This window comes from Paraburkholderia sp. RL17-368-BIF-A, assembly GCF_046054045.1.
Lineage (GTDB): Bacteria > Pseudomonadota > Gammaproteobacteria > Burkholderiales > Burkholderiaceae > Paraburkholderia > Paraburkholderia graminis.
Genome location: NZ_JARESN010000003.1, coordinates 194,329 through 214,393 on the forward strand (window position 1 = coordinate 194,329; position 20,065 = coordinate 214,393).

The window sequence follows — 20,065 nt, forward strand, 5'->3', positions numbered from 1 at the left end:
CTCGCCGCCGCCGTCCCGCCGCCACTTCGCGCGGCTCGACAGGACACCAGCGGAGGCGCATGCGCCGTCCCACCTCTTTCCGCGCTTTCTTCGATCAGGCCCGATCCGCCCAGTGAATCCGCTACTCGACTCCCTTCAGCCCTATCCGTTCGAAAAGCTGCGCGCGCTTTTCAAGGACGTCACGCCGGCCGCCAGCCTCGCGCATATCAGCTTCGGCATTGGCGAGCCCAAGCATCCGACGCCCGCGCTGATACGCGACGCGGTGATCGCCTCGCTCGGCGGCCTGTCCGCGTATCCGGCGACGCTCGGCTCGGCGCCGCTCCGCGAGTCGATCGCGACCTGGGTCACGCAGCGCTACAGCCTGCCGCCCGTCGATCCCGCGACTGAGGTGCTGCCGGTGTCGGGCTCGCGCGAGGCCCTGTTCGCGCTCGCGCAAACGGTCATCGACCCGAAGCGTAATGCAGAAGGCGAGCCTGCGATCGTACTCTGTCCGAACCCGTTCTACCAAATCTACGAAGGCGCCGCGATCCTCGCGGGCGCCGAGCCATACTTCGTGAATAGCGACCCGGCGCGCAACTTCGCGTGCGATTACTCGGCGGTGCCCGAAGCGATCTGGGCCCGCACGCAGCTGCTGTACGTGTGCTCGCCTGGCAATCCGACGGGCGCCGTGCTCACGCTCGAAGACTGGCGCGAACTCTTCGCGCTGTCGGACCGCCACGGCTTCGTGATCGCCTCCGACGAGTGCTACTCCGAAATCTACTTCGACGAAGCCAACCCACCGCTCGGCGGCCTCGAAGCCGCGCACAAACTGGGCCGCGGCTACGAGCGGCTCGTGATGCTGTCGAGCCTCTCGAAGCGCTCGAACGTGCCGGGCATGCGCTCGGGTTTCGTCGCGGGCGACGCCGCCATCCTCAAGGACTTCCTGCTGTACCGCACGTACCACGGCGCGGCGTTGTCGACCGTGTATCAGAGCGCGAGCATCGCGGCCTGGAACGACGAGGCGCATGTACGCGAGAACCGCGCGAAATACGTGCAGAAATTTTCGACGGTCACGCCGATGCTCGCCGAGGTGCTCGACGTGCGTCTGCCGGACGCCGCGTTCTATCTGTGGGCGGACGTCTCGCGCACGGGCCTCTCCGATACCGAGTTCGCCCAGCGTCTTTACGCCGACTATAATGTGACGGTTCTGCCGGGTTCGTTCCTCGCGCGCACCGCGCACGGCGTGAACCCAGGCCGCAGTTTCGTGCGCATGGCGCTCGTCGCCGACGTCGACGAATGCACGCAGGGCGCGCAACGAATCGTCGATTTTTGCCGCGGGCTCGCGGGCTGACTGTCGTGCTGCCGCGTTTGCGCTTGCCGGATTTGCGCTGCCGGCTTTGCGCGAACACTGCACACCGCCTCCCTTCTTCAGACTTCAACTCTTCATAAAGCACGCATATGTCGCAACAACTTCAGCAGATCATCGACACCGCCTGGGACAACCGCGCCGAGCTGTCGCCCAAGGCCGCTCCGGCCGACGTGCGCGAAGCCGTCGCCCACGCCATCGAGCAACTCGATAAGGGCGCGCTGCGCGTCGCCGAGAAGAAAGATGGCGACTGGGTCGTCAATCAATGGCTGAAGAAAGCCGTGCTGCTGTCGTTCCGCCTGGAAGACAATGCGCCGATGCCGGCCGGCGGCTACAGCCAGTTCTACGACAAGGTGCCGTCGAAGTTCGCGAACTACACCGCTGAAGACTTCGCGGCCGGCGGCTTTCGTGTCGTGCCGCCCGCCATCGCGCGCCGCGGCTCGTTCATCGCGAAAAACGTCGTGCTGATGCCGTCGTACACCAACATCGGCGCTTACGTCGACGAAGGCTCGATGGTCGATACGTGGGCCACCGTCGGTTCGTGCGCGCAGATCGGCAAGAACGTGCACCTGTCGGGCGGCGTGGGCATCGGCGGCGTGCTGGAGCCGCTGCAGGCGAACCCGGTCATCATCGAGGACAACTGCTTTATCGGCGCGCGCTCGGAAGTGGTGGAAGGCGTGATCGTCGAGGAAAACTCGGTCATTTCGATGGGCGTGTACCTCGGCCAGAGCACCAAGATTTACGACCGCGAAACCGGCGAAGTGTCGTATGGCCGCATTCCGGCGGGTTCGGTCGTGGTGGCGGGCAATCTGCCGTCGAAGGACGGTTCGCATAGCCTCTACTGCGCCGTGATCGTCAAGAAGGTCGACGCGAAGACACGCGCGAAGGTCGGCCTGAACGAGCTTCTGCGAGGCGACTGATGGCGCGCGGCACAAAAACTGTCGTCTACGGCATTCCGAATTGCGACACGGTGAAGAAAGCGCGCGTGTGGCTCGAGGAGCACGGCGTCGAGTTCGAGTTTCACGACTTCAAGAAGGCCGGCGTGACCGAGCCGCTCGTGCAGGACTGGCTGAAGGACGTGAAGCTCGACGCGCTGCTGAACCGTCGCGGCACCACATGGCGCGGCCTGTCCGACGACATGAAGGCCGCCGCGGACACGCAGCCGGGCGCGATCGCGTTGATGATCCACAAGCCGTCGGTGATCAAGCGGCCGGTGCTGGTGGTCAACGGCCGCGTCAAGTCACTCGGTTTTTCCGCCGACGAATACGCGGCGTTGTTTGCCTGAGCGCGGCGTTGTTTATCTAAAAACGCGGTCCGCCGCGTTGCGTCAAAGCTGTTGCCGGCTGCGGTGCTTCACCGCCAGCCGGCATTTTTTCATTTCCAAGTGGCTTGTACTGAATCCATGTCCGGCACCCTCGCCCTTACCGAACAACTGATCGCGCGCGCCTCCGTCACGCCCGACGACCAGCATTGCCAGCGCCTTCTGATCGAGCGCCTGTCCGCGCTCGGCTTCGAGCACGAAACCATCGAATCGAACGGCGTGACGAATCTGTGGGCCGTGAAACGCGGCGTCGACGGCCGGGCGGGCAAACTGCTCGCATTTGCCGGTCATACGGACGTGGTGCCCACCGGCCCGCTCGATCAATGGCAATCCGCGCCGTTCGAGCCGACGCATCGCGACGGCAAGCTGTACGGCCGGGGCGCAGCCGACATGAAAACGTCGATCGCCGGCTTCGTGGTGGCGAGCGAGGAATTCGTCGCGGCGCATCCTCAGCATCGCGGCTCGATCGCGTTCCTGATCACGAGCGACGAAGAAGGCCCCGCCACCGACGGCACGGTCAAGGTCGTCGAAGCGCTGCAGGCGCGCGGCGAACGCATGGACTACTGCATCGTCGGTGAACCGACTTCGAGCGCGCAGTTCGGCGACACGGTAAAGAACGGCCGGCGCGGCTCGATGTCGGGCAAACTCGTCGTCAAGGGCGTGCAAGGCCATATCGCGTATCCGCACCTGGCGAAAAACCCGGTGCATCTGCTCGCGCCCGCGCTGGCCGATCTCGTCGCCGAACGCTGGGATGACGGCAACCAGTACTTCCCGCCCACCACCTGGCAAGTGTCGAACATTCATAGCGGCACAGGCGCCACCAACGTGATTCCCGGCCACGCCGACATCATGTTCAACTTCCGCTTCTCGACGGCCAGCACGGTCGAAGGATTGCAGCAGCGCGTCCACGCGATCCTCGACCGGCACGGCCTCGAATACGATCTGCAATGGACGGTCAGCGGCCTGCCGTTTCTCACGCCGCACGGCGAACTGTCGAGCGCGCTGGCGAAAGCGATCAAGGACGAAACCGGCGTGAACACCGAACTATCGACCACGGGCGGCACGTCGGACGGCCGCTTCATCGCGCGCATCTGCCAACAGGTGGTCGAGTTCGGCCCGCTGAACGCCAGCATCCACAAGATCGACGAACATATCGAAGTTGCCCACATCGAGCCGCTCAAGAACGTGTACCGCCGCGTGCTCGAACAACTGATCGCTTAACCCTCGGCGCATACGAGGGACATTCAAGGACTATTGCGATGACGTTGCCCTTTTCCACCGTCCGCGACCTGCTGCGTTTCGCGGTGTCGCGCTTCAATCAGGCCGGGCTGTCGTTCGGCCACGGCTCGGCCAACGCCTACGACGAAGCCGCCTACCTGGTGCTGCACACGCTCCATCTGCCGCTCGACCTGCTCGAGCCGTTCATGGACGCGCGTCTCTCGGCGGCCGAAATCGACGCCGTGCTCAACGTGATCGAGCGCCGCGCCAGCGAGCGCGTGCCGGCCGCGTACATCACGCAGGAAGCGTGGATGCACGGCTTTCGCTTTTACGTCGACGAGCGCGTGATCGTGCCGCGTTCGTTTATCGGCGAGCTGCTGCAGGACGGCCTGCAACCGTATGTGGAAGATCCCGAGCAGGTGAGCGCCGTGCTCGAATTGTGTACGGGTTCCGGGTGTCTCGCGATTCTCGCGGCGCACGCGTTTCCGAATGCCGACATCGACGCGGTCGACCTGTCCGCGCCGGCCCTCGAAGTCGCCGCGCGCAACGTGGCCGACTACAAGCTCGACGACCGCATCGCGCTCTTCGAAGGCGATCTGTATGCGCCGCTCGCGCAGCGCCGCTACGACGTGATCATCAGCAATCCGCCGTATGTGAACGCGGCGTCGATGCAGGAGCTGCCCGCCGAGTACAAGCACGAGCCGGAAATGGCGCTTGCGGGCGGCGCGGACGGCATGGACATCGTGCGGCGAATCATTGCGGACGCACGCAACTGGCTGACCGAAGACGGCGTGCTCGTGATCGAGATCGGCAATGAGCGTCAGCATGTGGAAGCGGCGTTCGGCGGCCTGAACCTCGTCTGGCTGTCGACGAGCGCCGGCGACGACAACGTGTTCCTGATTCAGGCCGCGGATCTGCCCGTCTGATGTTGTGACGATGTTTTAGCGTCGAGCGGTGCGTGGGCGAGAGGCGCCTGCGCGCCGGTCGGCGTTGGCTTGCCGCTTTTGCTGGGCTGCGCGCCGAAGCCAGCCAGCACGCGCGCCGCCGCGCGCACGCGCACACGCAGTCCGCAGAAGCTCTAAGCCCGCCCCCGCCGTCGCCCCACGCAAACCCCGCCCTCACCCCAACCGCCTCGCGTTCGGTAAGATGAGCGCCGTTGCCCGCGTTCCTCCGACGCCCCGGCACGGCATTCCGCTCAACCCTTCGCTCGCCTATGCAATTCGACCTGCTTCACGTCGGCACGCTGGTGGCCCTCGCGCACATACTCGGCGCGGTCGCGGCGTGTCACGCGATTCTCAATACCCGCACGTCGCAAGGCGCGATCGCGTGGGCCGTGTCGCTGGTCGCGATGCCGTATCTGACGCTCGTCCCTTATCTGTTCCTCGGGCGCAGCAAGTTCGCCGGCTATGCCGACGCCCGCCGCGTCGAGAACGAACTGTTGCGCACGCACGCGCATCCTCCGCAGTGGGACAAGCTGGCTTCGTCGGTCGAACTGCCCGCGCATGCGCTGGGCGGCAGGCTCGTGCACTCGCTGACGCGCCTTGGCGGCATGCCGTTTCTGCCGGGCAATGCCGTGCGTACGCTGGTGAACGGCACGGCGACTTTCGAGGCCATTTTCGATGCCATCGAGCACGCGCGTCACTACATCATCGTGCAGTTCTTCATCGTCCGTGAAGACGCGCTCGGCGAGATGTTCAAGGAAGCGTTGATCGCGAAAGCGCGGCAAGGCGTGCGCGTCTATTTTCTGTACGACAGCATCGGCAGCTTCGATCTGCCTCATCGTTACGTCGCGTCGTTGCGCGCGGGCGGCGTGGACACGCATCCGTTCGCGACCAATCGCCTGTTCGTCAACCGGCTGCAACTGAACTTCCGCAATCACCGCAAAATCGTTTCCGTCGACGGCGAACGCGCGTTTGTCGGCGGACACAACGTCGGCGTCGAGTATCTGGGCGCGAAGCCGCCGCTTTCGCCGTGGCGCGACACGCATATCGAAGTGCGCGGGCCGGCGGTCGCGAGCATCCAGTTCGTGTTCACCGAGGACTGGTACTGGGCCACGCAGCAATTGCCGCAACTCGATGTGCCGCCGATGCCGGTGGACTCCACGAACGCGTCGCTCCCCGCAAGCTCAACGCCCGCTGCCAACCACGACATGCACTGCCTGGTTGTGCCGAGCGGCCCCGCCGACAAACAGGAAACCTGCTCGCTGTTTTTCGTCGAAGCGATCAACGCGGCGCGCGAGCGCATCTGGATCACGACGCCCTACCTCATTCCCGACGAAGCCGTGTTCTCCGCATTGCGGCTCGCCGCGCTGCGCGGCGTCGACGTGCGCATCATGATTCCGAGCCGGCGCGATCATGTCGTGGTGTTCGAAGCGTCGAAGCTGTACGCGTACGATTCGCTACGCGCGGGCATCCGCATCTTTCGTTATCAACCCGGCTTTCTGCACCAGAAGGTCGTGCTGATCGACACGGTGGCCGCCGCAGTGGGCAGCGCCAACCTCGACAACCGTTCGTTCCGGCTCAACTTCGAGATCATGGTCGTGACCGTCGATCAGTCATTTGCGAAAGAAGTCGAAGCCATGCTGCTCGACGACTTCGCGCAATCGCGTGAGATCGACCGCAACGAGTATCGCCAGGCGAGCGCGGTGCGGCGCGTACTCATGCACGTGGCCCGGCTGTTCTCGCCGATTCTCTAAAACCCCGCCACGTGCCGCCGGTTTCACAGCAGCTTTTCGATGTCCTCGGTAATCGTCTCCGGCTTGGTCAGCGGCGCATAGCGCTTGACCACGTTGCCGTCGCGGCCGATCAGAAATTTCGTGAAATTCCACTTGATGCCTTCGAGGCCGAGCAGCCCCGGCGCCTCGCCCGTCAGATAACGGAACAGCGGATGCGCATTCGCGCCGTTCACGTCGATCTTGTCGAACATCGGGAACGTCACGCCGTAGTTCTTCTCGCAAAAGCTACCGATCTGCGCGGCGTCGCCCGGTTCCTGCTTGCCGAACTGATTGCATGGAAAGCCCAGCACCGTGAGCCCGCGCGCCGCGTAGCCGTCATAGAGCTTCTGCAAGCCCGCGTATTGCGGCGTGAACCCGCATTCGCTCGCCGTATTGACGATCAGCAGCACCTTGCCTTCGTACTGCGCGAGGCTCACTTCCTCGCCGCCTAGCGTGCGGGCCGTAAAAGAATAAATCGATGTCATATGCTCTCCCCACGAAAGCCGTCAGTCTATGTCAAAAGCGCGGCCGATACAGTCGGCCGAATGGCCGATGCCGGCTAAGGTCCCGGTGTCATCCCCGGCAGTCTAAAATAGCGTTTTTCTTCAGCCGGCCTCTTCGTGATCCGCTTTAACCAGTTCAGCCTCGCGCGCGGCACCAAGCCGCTCTTCGACAACACCACGTTCACGCTCAATCCCGGCGAAAAGGCCGGCCTCGTGGGCGCAAACGGCGCGGGCAAGTCGACGCTGTTTGCCGTGCTGCTCGGCGAACTGCACGCGGACGGCGGCGATTTTTCGATCCCGCCCACGTGGCAGATCGCGCACGTCGCGCAGGAAACGCCCGCTGCCGACAAGACCGCACTCGCCTATACGCTCGACGGCGACGCCGCATTGCGCGCGATCGAAGCACGCATTGCCGCCGCCTCCGCCGCGCACGACGGCGCGGCCGAAGCCGAAGCCCACGCAGCCTTTGCGGACGCCGACGGCTACACGGCGCCCGCGCGCGCCGAAGCCTTGCTGCTCGGTCTCGGCTTCACGCTCGAGCAGACCCGCGAGCCGGTCAGCAGCTTCTCGGGTGGCTGGCGCATGCGCCTGAATCTCGCGCAGGCGCTGATGTGCCGGTCGGACTTGCTGCTGCTCGACGAACCGACCAACCACCTGGACCTCGACGCAATCGTCTGGCTCGAGGAGTGGCTGCATCGCTTTCCGGGCACGCTGATCGTGATCTCGCACGACCGCGAATTTCTCGACTCCGTCTGCAACGTCACGCTGCATCTCGAACAGCAGCAGATCAAACGTTACGGCGGCAACTACTCGCAATTCGAAGTGCTGCGCGCGCAGCAGATCGCGCTGCAACAGAATGCGTACGAGAAGCAGCAGCGCACGGTCGCGCATCTGCAGAGCTACATCAACCGTTTCAAGGCGCAGGCCACCAAGGCGCGTCAGGCGCAAAGCCGCGTGAAGGCGCTGGAAAAGATGGAACTGATCGCGCCGGCGCACGCCACGTCGCCGTTCACGTTCGAATTCCGCACGCCCGATTCCGCGCCGAATCCGATGATGGTGATGGAAGACGTGCGCTGCGGCTACCACAGCGAGGACGGCGCGGAGATTGCGATCGTCGAGCGTGTGATGCTGTCTATCCAGAACGGTCAGCGCATCGGCCTGCTCGGCGCGAACGGCCAGGGCAAGTCAACGCTGATCAAGACGCTGGCCGGCACGCTTGCGCCGCTCGGCGGGCATGTGCGCGAAGGCAAGGGTTTGCGCATCGGCTATTTCGCGCAGCATCAGTTGGAGACGCTGCGCGCGGACGACACGCCGTTGCAGCACCTCGCGCGTCTCGCGCCCGACACACGCGAACAGGAATTGCGCGACTTCCTCGGCAGCTTCAATTTTTCCGGCGAAATGGCGACGTCGAAGATCGCGCCCTTCTCCGGCGGCGAGAAGGCGCGGCTCGCGCTTGCGCTGATCATCTGGCAAAAGCCGAACCTGCTCCTGCTCGACGAGCCGACCAATCACCTGGATCTGGAGACGCGGCACGCTTTGACGATGGCGCTCGCGCAGTTCGAAGGCACGCTCATTCTCGTCTCGCACGACCGGCATTTGCTGCGCGCCACGACCGATCAGTTCATGCTGGTCGCGAAGCACCGTCTGCAGGAATTCGACGGCGATCTCGACGATTACCGCGACTGGCTGTTGCAGCACGCAGCGGAGCAGCGCGCTGCGTTGAAGGCGGGGAATGCGGCAAACGGCGCGGCGAATGGTGGCTCGAACGGCACCGACAACGGCGCGGACGGCGGCGTGAATCGCAAGGAGCAACGCAGGCTCGAAGCGGAAACGCGTCAGAAGCTCGCGCATCTGAAAAAGCCGCTGCAAAGCCGCATCACGAAGATCGAGAAGGAAATGGACGCGCTCAACGCGGAGAAGGCGACGCTCGACGCGTTCGTCGCCGATCCGGCCAGTTACGAGCCCGCTCAGAAGAGCAAGCTGACGGACGCGATCCGCCGTCAGGCAGATGTGAACGCACGCCTCGAGGCGCTCGAAGCCGAGTGGCTCGAGACACACGAGGAACTCGAACAAATCGGTTAGCGGGACGCTCGCTGCGATCCGCGCCGGCATCGACGAGAGGTTGGCTTTGTCATCTGCGACGTCTTCCGCTGCATCTGCTGCATCTGCTTCGTCTTTCGGCGAGTCCGCGCCGGCCGACGCCGCGCCACCGCCTCTAAAGGGCCTGCGCGTGCTCGACCTCACGCGCCTGCTCCCCGGCCCGGTTGCCGCTTTGCGGCTTGCGGAACTCGGCGCCGACGTGTTGAAGATCGAAGCGCCCGGCGCCGGCGACCCTACCCGCACGATGATGCAGTCGTCGAGCGACCGCGTAGCCGGGCGGCCCGGCGCGTTCTACCGGCTCGTCAATCGCGGCAAGCGCGAGACGCGTCTCGACCTCAAATCCGAAGCGGGACGCAATGTGCTGCGCGCGCTCGCGTCCGAGGCGGACGTGCTGATCGAAAGCTTCCGGCCGGGCGTGATGGACCGGCTCGGCGTCGGCTACGCGACCTTGCGCGCGGCCAATCCGCGGTTGGTGTACTGCGCGATTAGCGGCTACGGCGCGCGCGGACCATTCGCCGATCGCGCCGGGCACGACCTGAACTACATCGGCTACGCGGGTGTGCTGGATCAACTCCAGAGTCGCGACGGCACGCCTATCGTGCCCAACTTTCAGATCGCCGATCTGCTTGGCGGCGCGCTTAGCGCGGTCACGCAGATTCTCGCCGCGTTGTGGCAGGTGTCGCGCGGCGGCGAGGGCCGCTTTGTCGACGTTTCCATGACACACGCCACGCATGCGCATAACGTGGTCGCGCAAGTTGCGCTTGCCAATGAGAATGCCGCGGCAAACATAGCGGCAAGCGCAGCGGGAAACATGGCGGCAAGCGCAGCGCGACAGGCGCCGGAAGAAACACGCGCGGGTTCGGGTCTGCTGAACGGCGGCGTGCCCTGCTACAACCTCTACCGCACGCTGGACGGCCGCTGGCTCGCGGTCGGCGCGCTCGAACTGAAGTTCTGGGAGAGCTTGTGCATGGCGCTCGATCGCCCCGAGTGGGCCACGCGTCACTGGAGCCTGGGTCAGGCGATTGGCGGACCGGACGCCGCCGCGCTCACGCAGGAGCTTGCCGACGTGTTCGGCTCGCGCGCACTCGATGAATGGGTCGCGCTGCTCGAGCCGCTGGATTGCTGCGTCTCGCCTGTACTGACGGCGGCGGAAGCGGCGCGGCATGTGCTGTTTGATCCGCGGGCGTATGAAACGCAGGAAGCGGATCAAGCGCATGAGCCGAACCACGAGCTCGACGCGTTCGGTCAGCGCAACAAGGAAAGCGAAGGCTAAAGCGCCCTTCGCTCCTCATCCCAACCCGAGGACGCCGCCGACAACTACCGCCGCGCCACCGTCTGCCGCGGCAACGTCTGACGCGGCGTCTTTTCATCGTCGTAAAGCAGATGCTTGCGGCCTTCCACGTGGCGATTGATGGTGGCGCGCACGTCGGCGGCGGTGGCGTCGCCCGCTACCACGCGGCGTGAAATCTGTCCGGTCCGGTCGATCCACTCGACAATCCGGCAAGCGCCGCCCCACGGTTGCTGAATGGGCGCGGAGACCCGGCAACCGCGCACCTGTATCGGCCGCTCGGCTACGGTTTCATGTGACTGTTTCAAGGCGCGATCCTTTTTCCGGCATCGAAGGGATGCAATACCCTGGCAGCTTAAGGAAAAAGGAAGGGCTTGTTGGTTACAGCCAACCTGGAGATATTTACCGCGCATTACGGCAAGCGCCGCGCGCGCCCCGGTCGCGGCAGCGGCGAAAGGCCCGTCTACTCGAGCGTACGAACCCGGTCGATTGCCTGTTCGATACGCTCGACCGCAACGACCTGTAAGCCTTCTATCGGCTGCTTGGGCGCATTGGCCTTCGGAATCACGGCCACCGAAAAGCCGAGCTTGGCCGCTTCCTTCAGACGTTCCTGACCACGCGGCGACGGCCGGATTTCGCCGGCGAGGCCGACTTCGCCGAACACCACGAGGCCTTTGGGCAACGGCTTGTTACGCATCGACGAATGAATCGCGAGCAGCACCGCGAGGTCAGCGGCGGGCTCCGTGATCTTCACGCCGCCCACCGCGTTCAGGAACACGTCCTGATCGAAACAGGCAATGCCTGCATGCCGATGCAGCACCGCGAGCAGCATCGCGAGACGATTCTGTTCGAGGCCGACCGCAAGGCGCCGCGGATTCGGCGCATTGGCGGAATCGACCAGCGCCTGCACTTCCACCAGCAGCGGCCGCGTGCCTTCCTGCGTCACCAGCACGCACGAGCCCGGCACCGACTGTTCATGCTGCGACAGAAAAAGCGCCGACGGATTGGCGACGCCGCGCAAACCGCGCTCGGTCATCGCGAACACGCCAAGCTCGTTGACCGCGCCGAAGCGGTTCTTGATCGCGCGCACGAGGCGAAACGACGAATGCGTGTCGCCCTCGAAGTACAGCACCGTATCGACGATATGTTCCAGCACGCGCGGCCCCGCGAGCGCGCCCTCTTTCGTGACGTGGCCGACCATGATGATCGTGGTGCCCGACTGCTTCGCGATGCGCGTCAATTGCGCCGCGCACTCGCGCACCTGGGCGACGGAACCGGGCGCGGACGTGAGCGCGTCCGAGTACACGGTCTGGATCGAATCGATGACGGCGACATCGGGCCGCTGGTCGGCAATCGTCGCCTGAATTTTTTCCAGTTGGATTTCGGCGAGCAATTGCAGCTCGCTTGCCTTCGACCCCGGTTCGAGCAGCGACAATCGTTGCGCGCGCAACGCAATTTGCGCAGCCGATTCCTCGCCGCTGATGTAGAGCGCGCGCTTGTCGGCGGCAATTTCAGCGAGCGACTGCAGCAACAGCGTCGATTTGCCGATGCCCGGATCGCCGCCGATCAACACCACGCCGCCCGGCACCAGACCGCCGCCGAGCACGCGGTCGAATTCGCCGACGCCGGTGGTGAAACGCGGCACGTCGGACGCTTCGATGTCGGCCAGACGCCGCACCGGCGCGCTCTTCGCGAGCGACTGGAAACGATGTGTGGAAGGTGCTTCCGCAACCGATTCGACCAGTGTGTTCCAGGCCTGGCATGACGGGCATTGTCCTGCCCATTTCGGCGATTGACCGCCGCATTCACTGCATACGTACAACGTTTTTGCTTTTGCCACGCGTTCCTGCCCGAGTTGCGGTTGTTCTAATGTTGCTTGGTTGTTGTTTGCCGTTGCCTACGTCATTCCGCGCGCACCGGAACGCGTGGCGCGACCGCGCACATCAGCTCATAACCGATCGTGCCGCACGCGCGCGCCACATCGTCGATGGGCAACGACGCGCCCCACAATTCGACGCGCGAGCCGACGTTCGCCGTGGGAACCGGCGTGAGGTCGACGGTCAGCATGTCCATCGAAACGCGTCCGACGATCCGCGTGCGCACGCCGTCCACGATCACCGGCGTGCCTTCGGGCGCGACCCGCGGATAGCCGTCCGCATAGCCGCACGCGACCACGCCAATGCGCATTGGCCCGCGCGCCTTGAAGAGCGAGCCGTAGCCGACGGTCTGACCTTCCGCGATGTTTTGCACGGCGATCAGTTCCGACGCGAGCGTCATGGCCGGCTGCAAGCCCGTGCCCTGGATCGCCGCGGACACGCCCGAAGGCGACGCGCCGTACAGAATGATGCCCGGCCGCACCCAGTCGAAATGCGATTGCGGATGCCAGAGCGTCGCAGCGGAATTAGCGAGGCTGCGCGCGCCGGCGATGCCTTGCGCGCCGCGCTCGAACGCTTCCATCTGGTGAGCCACGCCGCGCTCGCTGTCGGCGTCGGAGAAATGGGTCATTAGCGTGATCTGGCCGACGCCCTGGCAGGCGCGCGCCCGCTCCCACGCCGCGCGGAATTTTTCCGGCGTGTAGCCGAGCCGGTTCATGCCGCTGTTCATCTTCAACTGGATGTTGACGGGCTTGGAGAGCCGCGCCATTTCCAGCATGCGCAACTGCTCGTCCGAATGCAGCGCCGTGGTGAGGCTATAGCGGTCGATGACGTCGATGTCCGTCGGACGAAAAAAGCCTTCGAGCAAAAGAATCGGGCCGGCCCAGCCCAATTCACGCAACTTCACGGCTTCTTCGAGGTCCAGCAACCCAAAGCCGTCGGTTGCCCGCAAACCTGGAAAAGCGCGCGCGAGGCCGTGCCCGTAGGCGTTGGCCTTGACGACCGCCCAGATCTTCGATTTAGGCGCATAGCGGCGCGCGACGGCAAGGTTATTGGCAAGGGCGGACGTGTGAATCGTGGCTGAGAGGGGGCGCGGCATGGAATATTTTCGTAAAGACGCTTGCGAATCAGCGGCTTACAGGGCGTTTTCAACGCGCGGCAGCCCGCTGGGCGGTGCGATCAAGGATTCTGCTAGTCTGAATGCAGCTATTTTCATGATATAAAGCCGTGCGCACAACCCATTTCGAACGGCATAAGCCCGGACGCATAACAAACGGCCGGGGCGGACAGACCGCAGCGAGGACAGCATCGCATCAGATGAAAAAAGGTTTTTACACCATCATGGCCGCGCAGTTTTTTTCGTCGCTGGCCGACAATGCGCTTCTGATCGCCGCTATCGCACTGCTGAAAGATCTTCACGCTCCGAACTGGATGACGCCGCTGCTCAAGCTGTTCTTTGTGCTGTCGTACGTCGTTCTTGCCGCCTTCGTGGGCGCCTTCGCCGATTCCCGTCCGAAAGGACGCGTGATGTTCATCACGAACACGATCAAGGTGCTCGGCTGCATCACGATGCTGGTCGGCGCGCATCCGCTTATTGCCTACGGTATTGTCGGTTTCGGCGCGGCGGCGTATTCGCCGGCCAAATACGGCATTCTCACGGAACTGCTGCCGCCTGACCGCCTTGTTGCCGCCAATGGCTGGATCGAAGGCACCACGGTCGGCTCGATCATTCTCGGCACCGTGCTCGGCGGCGCGCTGATCAGTCCGCATATCGCGGCGCCCATTCTGCGGCACCACATTCCCACAGTGAACACGCCCGCCGAAGCGGCGATGCTCGTGATCATGGTGATCTATGTGATCGCGGCGCTCTTCAATCTGCGCATTCCCGATACCGGCGCGCGCTATCCGAAGCAGCAGCACGGTCCGATCAAGCTCGTGACCGATTTCGCCGACTGCTTCGTCGTGCTGTGGCGCGACAAGCTCGGGCAGATTTCGCTGGCCGTCACCACGCTTTTCTGGGGCGCGGGCGCGACGCTGCAATTCATCGTGCTGAAGTGGGCGGAAGTGTCGCTCGGCATGTCGCTTTCCGAAGCCGCGATTCTGCAGGCGGTAGTGGCCGTCGGCGTCGCGGCCGGCGCGATCTTCGCGGCTTCGCGCGTGCCGCTCAAAAAGTCGCTGTCGGTGCTGCCGGTCGGCATCATGATGGGCATTGCCGTGATGCTGATGGCGTTCTACACGCGCCACCTGTTCCCCGCTCACTGGGGGCTGTACTTCGGCCGCATGCATGTGCCCGGCTATCTGATCTTCGCGTACATTTTCCTGATGATCGTGGGCGGCCTGTCGGGCTTCTTCGTGGTGCCGATGAATGCGCTGCTCCAGCATCGCGGCCACGTGCTGCTGTCGGCCGGTCATTCCATCGCCGTGCAGAACTTCAACGAAAATCTCTCCGTGCTTGTCATGCTGTGCCTGTACGCGGTGCTCGTCTGGCTCGACGTGCCGGTCGCGGCGGTGATCGTGCTGTTCGGCACCTTCGTCTGCGTGATGATGTGGCTCGTCATGCGACGTCACCAGGCGAATCAGCGCGCGTTCGATTCCGTCGCGCTGATCGGCGAAGTCAAGCACTGAACCACGCGCGCGGCCCGGTTGTCGGGCCGCCCACCGTCAACCGTCCTCGCGGCTTTACGCTGCTGTGCCAGTCCGCTTTGCCATGACCCAATCGATTCCCAATGTGCTGACGATCGCCGGTTCCGACTCGGGCGGCGGCGCCGGCATTCAGGCCGATCTGAAGGCCTTCTCCGCGCTCGGCGCTTACGGCGCGAGCGTGATCACCGCGCTGACCGCGCAGAACACGCGCGGCGTCACCGCGATTCACGCGCCGGACGCGGGCTTCGTCAGCGCGCAACTCGACGCGGTGTTCGACGACATCCGTATCGACGCGGTGAAGATCGGCATGCTGGCCAATGCGTCGATCGTGCGCGCCGTCGCCGACGCGTTGCGCCGGCACAAGCCCGCGCACATCGTGCTCGATACCGTGATGATCTCGAAGAGCAACCATGCGCTGCTGCTGCCCGACGCGGTCGCGGCCTTGCGCGACGAACTGCTGCCGCTTGCCGATCTGCTGACGCCCAATCTGCCCGAAGCGGCCGCGCTGCTCGGCGGCGCGCAAGCCGCTGCCGACGAAGCCGCGATGCTCGAACAAGGCGAAGCGCTGCGCGCGCTCGGCGCCCGCGCGGTGCTGATGAAGGGCGGCCATTTGAACGCCGCCGACAGTCCCGACTGGCTGGTGCAGGAGAGCGGCACGCTGCGGCTGGGCGGTCCGCGCGTGCCGGTGAAGAACACGCACGGCACGGGCTGCACGTTGTCGTCGGCGATTGCAGCGCTGATCCCGCAACGCGGCGATCTGGCGAGCGCGGTCGCGGATGCGAAGGAATATCTGACCGGCGCATTGCAGGCGAGCGATCGCCTCGACGTCGGCAGCGGCGTCGGCCCGGTGCATCATTTCTATCGATGGTGGTAACGCAGCGCGCGTACCGCTACTGCTGCCGTGCGTAGTCCCTTGCCCGCTGCGGCCAATCGTCGGGCACGATGAAACCGCGACTGCGTTCGAGCAGATCGCCGGTGGCGTCTTCGTCGAATGCGGCGACCATCGTCGGAACGTGTTGCTGCGAGGTTTGAGCCGCGAGCGTTTGTGCATCGACGAAGGGCGTGCCGGCCGTGTGTTGTTCGTCCACACGATAGCGGCGCGGCGCCAGCCATTCGAGACGCGGCAGCGTGCGCCAATGCCGGCCATGCGCCGACGCGAACCGCAGCCACTCGCCATGCGTCACCCACCAGCCGCGGCCATGCGCGGGATCGAGTTCGACGGGATCGGCCGGCGTCTCGCCGTGTCCGTGCCGATAGAACAGCCAGCCCTTGATGAACATTTGCGGCGTCCACAAGCCCGGATAACCGGCCGACGCAAAGTCTTCACGCGCGCTCAACAGCAATTGATGGCCGAGCAGATGGGCGAGCTTCAGATCGAAGCGGTCTTTCAGATTTGGGCCGACATAGTCCGATAGCTCTGACGCGTGGTGCGTGCCGGAATGGCCCGCATGCAGATAGCACTTCACCGCGAGTTCCCAGTGAAGCCGCGCGCCTTCTTGCGTTTCGAGCAGAAAATCGCATTCGCCAAGCGTGACGCCCGCGCGCCGCAACGGCACACCGGCCGCGACGAGCCGCGCCGCCGGTCCGTGCTGCAGAAACCAGCCCAGCAGACGTTCGGCGTAGCGGCCAAGCCGCGTGATGCGCGTCGCCGCGAGATCGCGATGCAAAGGTTCGGGCGCAGCGTCGAGCGAGCGCAGAAAGTCGAGCGTTTCGGCGAGTTCCTGCGGCGTATGAAAAAGCGTGGCCAACTCGCCTGCCGGCGGTTGCGGACGCAACAAATCGGCGCTCAGAAGCAGCCACGCGAGATCGCGCACCGCGGGGTCATGCAACGTGTCGAGCAAGGCGCGAAGCATCGCCGCGTCGGCGCGCGGCGCGTCAGGCCGGGCCGCGTCAGGTCGGGCCGCGTCAGGCCGGGGCGCCGACGGTGGGTCGACCGTCACTGGCTCGCCGCATTCGACGACTCGCCGCCCGCCTCGCGCCACGTATCGCGCGCGAGGCACAGATCGGCCCACGCCTTGGCTTTGTCGGGCAGGCTGCGCAGCAGATAGGCCGGGTGATACGTGACGATCACCGGCACGCCCTCGTATTCGTGGACGCGGCCGCGCAGCGACGAAATGCTCGCATCCGTCTTGAGCAGGCTTTGCGCGGCGAAGCGGCCGAGCGCGACGATCAGCTTCGGCTTGACGAGCGCGACCTGGCGTTGCAGATACGGCTCGCAGCGCGCGACTTCGTCGGGCTCGGGATTGCGGTTGCCAGGCGGGCGGCACTTGATGACGTTCGCGATATAGACGTTGCTGTCGCGCGCGAGCGTCAGCGAACGCAGCATGTTGTCGAGCAGCTTGCCGGCCTGGCCGACGAACGGTTCGCCCACGCGGTCCTCGTTTTCGCCTGGCGCTTCGCCGATCAGCATCCAGTCCGCGTTCCGGTCGCCGACGCCGAATACGGTCTTCGTGCGTTTCTCGCACAGCCGGCAGCGCTCGCAAGTCGAGACGCGCTCGCTCAGTGCGTCCCAGTCGAGCGTGTCGATTGCGGGCAGCGCCGGCATGGCGGCGTCGGCGTCGCCCTCGCCCGGCGGATGTAGCGGCAAATCGTCGAACCACGCGAAGCCGTCGTCGGGCGGGGCGTCGAAAGAAGACGGCTCCGATGTGCGCGGCGGCTGCGCCACGGCCGGCTCATCGCTTGCGGCGATGGAAGGCCGGCGCTCCGGCTCAGGCGTGCGCGACGGTTGCGCCGTTCGCGGATCGCTGCCGTCGGCTGCCGGTTGCACGCGCTGCTGCTGCCGCGCTTGCGACACGGGCGGCGCCCCAAGGCCGTCCTGCTGCGCGCCTTGCTGCGCGCTCCCGGCGAAGCGCGTGGACTCGGCGGCGCGCCCGGCCGGCTCCCCGCTCTGCGACCGCTCACGCGGCAGCGCTGCCGCTCGTGGCGTCTGAACGCCGTCAGCACGCGGTCCGGTTTCAACCGACGTTCGCGCGTGGACCGCATCGTCGGCCCGTGTGCCCTGCGGCTCGTCGCTCAGCCCGGCAGCCGCTTCCTGCACCGCGCCCATGCCGCGACGCACCCAGCGCGGCGCGAGTCCGAATTCTTCCAATACCGATTCATGCAGCGCCATCCGCGCCCTCCCTGACAAACGATAAACGCATCACGATGGCGTCCTCCCGGCTGCGATGCCGCGCCGGATAATAGTTTTTGCGCCGGCCAATCGACGTAAAGCCGAAGCGCTCATAAAGCCGGATCGCGCGATGGTTCGACGGCCGCACTTCGAGCAGCAGTCCGTCGAGCTTTTCGGCGCGCGTGATGCGCACCGCTTCGCGCAGCAGCGTGAGCCCGGCGCCCGCGCCTTGCGCGTCGGGCGCGACGCACAGATTGAGCAAATGCATTTCGTCGACGACGGGCATCAGCACGCAATAGCCAATCAACGTGCCGGTGACATGCCGCAGACAGATGCCGAAATAGCCGTTGCGCAGCGAGTCGCCGAAGTTACCGCGGCTCCACGGAAATTCATAGGCGAGCTTTTCGATGGCGGCCACTTCGTCCAGATCGCCTTCGGTCATCGGCGACATGTAGCGATCCGCCAGCAGCACGCCGCTCATGGCCGGCCCTCGCGCAACGGGGGGTCCTCCGCACCGTTCGGGCGCTCTGCGAGCGCCGCCGCCTGCTCCGCTTTCGCGGCTTTTTCGGCGATGCGCTCGGCCGTGGTCTGCGCGACCTTGTTGCGCACGTACTCGGGCGCGGCCTGGTCGGCGGGCACCGTGCGTCCCGCGTGGAACGCCCGCAGCGCGGCGTAGGCGAGCGGCAACGCATGCGGCAGCGCGTCGTGATCGACGGTTCGGGCGGCGGACGCGGCCGGCAGACGCGCGCCGAAAGCCGCGGCGGCGTTGCCCGCGAGCGTGAACGGCTCGGCCGGCACGACAAGCTGCTGAGGCGTGTCGAGCGACGCTTGCTGCAGCACGCGCCACTCGCCTTGCGCGTCGTCCCACGTGTAATCGGCCCAGTAAATTTCGTCCATGCGGGCGTCGAGCGCGGCCAGCACGCGCGTCGCGGCCGGATCGCGGCGCCGGGCGCTTTCCGCGCAAACGAGCAACGTGCTGATCGGCACGACCGGCAGATCGAGGCCGAACGCGAGTCCCTGTGCGACGCCCGTCGCGGTGCGAAGTCCGGTGAAAGAGCCGGGGCCGGAGCCGAATGCGATCGCGTTGCAATCGGCGAGCGCCAAGCCGGCTTCGTCGAAAAGTTCGCGGATCGCGGGCAGAAGCCGCGTGCTGGAGACGGCGCCGGTCTGCTCGTGGCGGACCCACGCGCGCGGCTCGGTTTGCACGTGGCCGGCGGCGTCGACGGCGGCGGACAACAGCGCGACCGAGCAGAATTCGGTGGAGGTATCGAGGGCAAGAAGCACGGTCTGAGTCATGGACGGTATTGTAATCGGCACGGCGCGCGCGGATGCGGTTTGGGCCCGCATCCGGGTGCCGGTTTGCCGATCAGCGATCACCGGCGTTTGGAATAAGCCCTCGGCCACGCCACGGCATGCAATTGTTATGATCGTCGGCCACCCGATCACCGCGCCGGAGCGCATCAAGATGACGAACCTCGACATGCAGTTCACCCAGGCCCAGGAAGACGTCAAGCAACTGCCCGAACGCCCGGGCAACCTCACGCTGCTGCGCCTCTATGCGCTCTTCAAGCAGGCGAGCGAAGGCGACGTGCAGGGCGACAAGCCGGGCTTTACCGACATCGTCGGCAAATACAAGTACGACGCGTGGGCCGCGCTCAAGGGCACCGCGCAGGACGCAGCCAAGCAGCAATACGTGGAACTCGTGGAATCGCTGAAGAGCGGCGCCTCGGCCTGACACGCGTGCGGGCGGGAATCCGGCTGGAAGTTCGGCCATAAGCGCAGCCATAAAGCGGCCGAAACACGCGCCCCAACGCGCCGCAGCGTCGGCCCGCGGCGCAAGTTTCGCGCTAGGAAATATCCTAACAGTGGCGCAGTGCAACAAATACCTATACAATGCTGCCTGCGCTTCACTGCTTTGCCCGGCTTTCTCAAGCGGCCTTTGCGGCGCAGC

At 65.3% G+C, this 20,065-nt stretch carries 19 protein-coding genes; 11 read left to right on the forward strand and 8 right to left on the reverse strand.

Annotated elements, in window-relative coordinates; all coding sequences use genetic code 11:
• Nucleotides 1-112 precede the first annotated feature (112 nt).
• The 6 genes from dapC to cls all read left to right on the forward strand — a co-directional run bounded on the left by dapC (nt 113) and on the right by cls (nt 6,579).
• A complete protein-coding gene (gene dapC, locus P0D87_RS06830; protein WP_053858273.1) occupies nt 113-1,330 on the forward strand; it encodes a succinyldiaminopimelate transaminase in 1,218 nt (405 codons plus the stop codon).
• Between the two features lie 107 nt (nt 1,331-1,437).
• Nucleotides 1,438-2,265 carry a 2,3,4,5-tetrahydropyridine-2,6-dicarboxylate N-succinyltransferase gene (gene dapD, locus P0D87_RS06835; RefSeq protein ID WP_053858274.1) on the forward strand — a complete coding sequence of 276 codons (828 nt, stop codon included), beginning with the start codon at nt 1,438-1,440 and terminating at the stop codon, nt 2,263-2,265.
• Nucleotides 2,265-2,630, forward strand: a complete 366-nt coding sequence (locus P0D87_RS06840) for an ArsC family reductase (RefSeq protein ID WP_006053008.1) — start codon at nt 2,265-2,267, stop codon at nt 2,628-2,630. The genes dapD and P0D87_RS06840 overlap by 1 nt, the downstream gene beginning before the upstream one ends.
• Nucleotides 2,631-2,747: 117 nt before the next feature.
• Nucleotides 2,748-3,887: a succinyl-diaminopimelate desuccinylase gene (gene dapE / locus P0D87_RS06845; RefSeq protein WP_006053007.1), complete on the forward strand. Its 1,140-nt coding sequence runs from the start codon at nt 2,748-2,750 to the stop codon at nt 3,885-3,887.
• A 38-nt stretch (nt 3,888-3,925) separates the two neighbouring features.
• Nucleotides 3,926-4,810 (forward strand): 50S ribosomal protein L3 N(5)-glutamine methyltransferase, encoded by an 885-nt coding sequence (gene prmB / locus P0D87_RS06850; protein ID WP_053858275.1) that lies wholly within the window; start codon nt 3,926-3,928, stop codon nt 4,808-4,810.
• 287 nt (nt 4,811-5,097) lie between these two features.
• On the forward strand, nt 5,098-6,579 hold the full coding sequence (gene cls / locus P0D87_RS06855; RefSeq protein ID WP_006053005.1) for a cardiolipin synthase: 1,482 nt from the start codon (nt 5,098-5,100) through the stop codon (nt 6,577-6,579).
• Between the two features lie 23 nt (nt 6,580-6,602).
• On the opposite strand, the gene P0D87_RS06860 is transcribed toward cls, so the two are convergent.
• Nucleotides 6,603-7,082: a glutathione peroxidase gene (locus P0D87_RS06860; protein ID WP_029970836.1), complete on the reverse strand. Its 480-nt coding sequence runs from the start codon at nt 7,080-7,082 to the stop codon at nt 6,603-6,605.
• Between the two features lie 135 nt (nt 7,083-7,217).
• On the opposite strand from P0D87_RS06860, the gene P0D87_RS06865 reads away from it, so the two are divergent.
• Both P0D87_RS06865 and P0D87_RS06870 read left to right on the forward strand, forming a co-directional pair.
• Nucleotides 7,218-9,182, forward strand: a complete 1,965-nt coding sequence (locus tag P0D87_RS06865) for an ATP-binding cassette domain-containing protein (protein ID WP_053858276.1) — start codon at nt 7,218-7,220, stop codon at nt 9,180-9,182.
• A 148-nt stretch (nt 9,183-9,330) separates the two neighbouring features.
• Nucleotides 9,331-10,473 carry a CaiB/BaiF CoA transferase family protein gene (locus tag P0D87_RS06870; RefSeq protein WP_053858277.1) on the forward strand — a complete coding sequence of 381 codons (1,143 nt, stop codon included), beginning with the start codon at nt 9,331-9,333 and terminating at the stop codon, nt 10,471-10,473.
• A 44-nt stretch (nt 10,474-10,517) separates the two neighbouring features.
• Here P0D87_RS06870 and P0D87_RS06875 read toward each other — a convergent pair whose 3' ends face one another.
• From P0D87_RS06875 to alr, 3 genes are all read right to left on the reverse strand, one after another.
• Nucleotides 10,518-10,796, reverse strand: a complete 279-nt coding sequence (locus tag P0D87_RS06875) for a DUF2866 domain-containing protein (protein ID WP_006053001.1) — start codon at nt 10,794-10,796, stop codon at nt 10,518-10,520.
• Between the two features lie 155 nt (nt 10,797-10,951).
• Entirely contained in the window at nt 10,952-12,328 is a 1,377-nt protein-coding gene (radA, locus tag P0D87_RS06880) for a DNA repair protein RadA (RefSeq protein ID WP_006053000.1), read from the reverse strand.
• Nucleotides 12,329-12,390: 62 nt separating this feature from the next.
• Nucleotides 12,391-13,461, reverse strand: coding sequence for an alanine racemase (alr, locus tag P0D87_RS06885; protein ID WP_006052999.1), 1,071 nt, complete (start codon nt 13,459-13,461; stop codon nt 12,391-12,393).
• 218 nt (nt 13,462-13,679) lie between these two features.
• On the opposite strand from alr, the gene lplT reads away from it, so the two are divergent.
• The gene (gene lplT / locus P0D87_RS06890) at nt 13,680-14,987 is read left to right on the forward strand and encodes a lysophospholipid transporter LplT (protein WP_006052998.1); all 1,308 of its coding nucleotides are present in this window, start codon (nt 13,680-13,682) and stop codon (nt 14,985-14,987) included.
• A gap of 82 nt (nt 14,988-15,069) precedes the next feature.
• Nucleotides 15,070-15,879 (forward strand): bifunctional hydroxymethylpyrimidine kinase/phosphomethylpyrimidine kinase, encoded by an 810-nt coding sequence (gene thiD / locus P0D87_RS06895; RefSeq protein WP_006052997.1) that lies wholly within the window; start codon nt 15,070-15,072, stop codon nt 15,877-15,879.
• 16 nt (nt 15,880-15,895) lie between these two features.
• Here thiD and P0D87_RS06900 read toward each other — a convergent pair whose 3' ends face one another.
• The 4 genes from P0D87_RS06900 to tsaB all read right to left on the reverse strand — a co-directional run bounded on the left by P0D87_RS06900 (nt 15,896) and on the right by tsaB (nt 19,410).
• On the reverse strand, nt 15,896-16,858 hold the full coding sequence (locus tag P0D87_RS06900; protein ID WP_053858278.1) for a DUF1853 family protein: 963 nt from the start codon (nt 16,856-16,858) through the stop codon (nt 15,896-15,898).
• Nucleotides 16,859-16,941: 83 nt separating this feature from the next.
• Nucleotides 16,942-18,114, reverse strand: a complete 1,173-nt coding sequence (locus P0D87_RS06905) for a uracil-DNA glycosylase (protein WP_053858279.1) — start codon at nt 18,112-18,114, stop codon at nt 16,942-16,944.
• The gene (gene rimI / locus P0D87_RS06910; RefSeq protein WP_006052994.1) at nt 18,101-18,595 is read right to left on the reverse strand and encodes a ribosomal protein S18-alanine N-acetyltransferase; all 495 of its coding nucleotides are present in this window, start codon (nt 18,593-18,595) and stop codon (nt 18,101-18,103) included. The genes P0D87_RS06905 and rimI overlap by 14 nt, the downstream gene beginning before the upstream one ends.
• Nucleotides 18,592-19,410, reverse strand: coding sequence for a tRNA (adenosine(37)-N6)-threonylcarbamoyltransferase complex dimerization subunit type 1 TsaB (tsaB, locus tag P0D87_RS06915; protein WP_053858280.1), 819 nt, complete (start codon nt 19,408-19,410; stop codon nt 18,592-18,594). Before tsaB ends, rimI begins: the two co-directional genes overlap by 4 nt.
• A gap of 169 nt (nt 19,411-19,579) precedes the next feature.
• Between tsaB and P0D87_RS06920 the strand changes: the two genes are divergently transcribed.
• Nucleotides 19,580-19,849, forward strand: coding sequence for an acyl-CoA-binding protein (locus tag P0D87_RS06920; protein WP_053859049.1), 270 nt, complete (start codon nt 19,580-19,582; stop codon nt 19,847-19,849).
• The last annotated feature ends 216 nt before the right edge of the window (nt 19,850-20,065 follow it).